The sequence below is a fragment of the Ruegeria sp. YKSF131 genome (assembly GCF_059612645.1).
The window spans coordinates 1-1,168 of sequence record NZ_JBXWQZ010000142.1 but is presented as its reverse complement, the minus strand read 5'-3'; the positions used below and the strand labels follow the sequence as shown (position 1 = coordinate 1,168).

The 1,168-nt window shown below is 58.5% G+C and carries 1 protein-coding gene and 1 tRNA gene; one reads left to right on the top strand and one right to left on the bottom strand.

Annotation, left to right across the window (positions count from 1 at the left end):
* The first annotated feature begins 34 nt into the window (after positions 1-34).
* Positions 35-111 (top strand) — tRNA-Met (locus AC2FLZ_RS22010).
* On the opposite strand, the gene AC2FLZ_RS22005 is transcribed toward AC2FLZ_RS22010, so the two are convergent.
* The coding region (locus tag AC2FLZ_RS22005; protein WP_496882798.1) for a recombinase family protein at positions 68-1,168 on the bottom strand (1,101 nt) is incomplete at its 5' end. The two genes, AC2FLZ_RS22010 and AC2FLZ_RS22005, sit on opposite strands and share 44 nt — an antisense overlap.

The window sequence follows — 1,168 nt, the reverse complement described above, 5'->3', positions numbered from 1 at the left end:
AAGTAGCCGAACAGGCAATAGACCACTAAAGTGTCGCGGGATGGAGCAGCCCGGTAGCTCGTCAGGCTCATAACCTGAAGGTCGTAGGTTCAAATCCTACTCCCGCAACCACTTCGGTCGAACAGAGTCTCGAACAAGCCGCCTCAGGGCGGCTTTGTTCGTTCTGGGCCAGACCAATCATCGCTGAAAGTGCCCCTTCCAGTTCGATCTGAACGCCCTCGTTGGTGTGCTCGACCGTAACACGTTCAATCAGGCCCCGGATAATCTCCAAGGCCCCGGTGCGGATCGACGGATCCGATAGCGCCTGTGCCAGATCTGCGACCTTGGAGCGATAAAGTTCCGACAGATTTGGGTGCAGTCGCACCGGTGAAGGCTTAGGTCCGGAGAGCTTGGCATCCAGATCGGCGATCTGCGCTTCGAGTTCTTCGAGCCGCGTTTGAAGACCTGAGGTGCGAATGCCTTCTGCAATCGCGTCATAAAACCCATTCAGTTTGCGCGCAGCTTTGTCCCGCTCGGATTGCAGACGGGTCCGGGCTACCTCCGCTGTGCCTGCTTCTGCGTTGGCGGCTTCGCTGAAGGACTTGATAAAAGCGGCCACTGCGTCGGGCTGCATCAGACGCTGACGAAGCAAATCCAGAACGGCGTCTTCCAGGACATTGCGGCGAATGGATTGCTTATGGGAACAAGTACCGAGTTTGCGAGCGGCAGAACAGGCGAGGTAGTCGCGCCCGACAGTGGCGAGTGGCCCTCCGCAGGTTCCGCAGAATGCAAGTCCTGTCAGAAGGTGCTTCTTGCGACGCTTCTCCCAAAACTTGGTTTCCTTGATGGCTTTGACGCGGGGATCAGCCTCGATCTCGCCTTGCCGCTGCTTGACCGCCTCCCAAAGTTCATCCCCGACGATCCGCAGTTCGGGGACTTCCGTGATGATCCATTTGGACGGATCGTTGAGACGGGAAACACGTCTGCCGGTCTCCGGGTCCTTGATGTAGCGCAGCCGGTTCCAAACAAGGCGGCCGATGTAGAGCTCATTGTTGAGAAGGCCCGTCCCACGCACTCTGTGCCCTCGAATGGCCGTGTCACGCCATAACTTGCCACGGGGACCGGGAATACCTTCGGCGTTCAGGCGGCGCGCGATGGCTTTGGGAGAATGCCCCTCGGAGAACTCTTG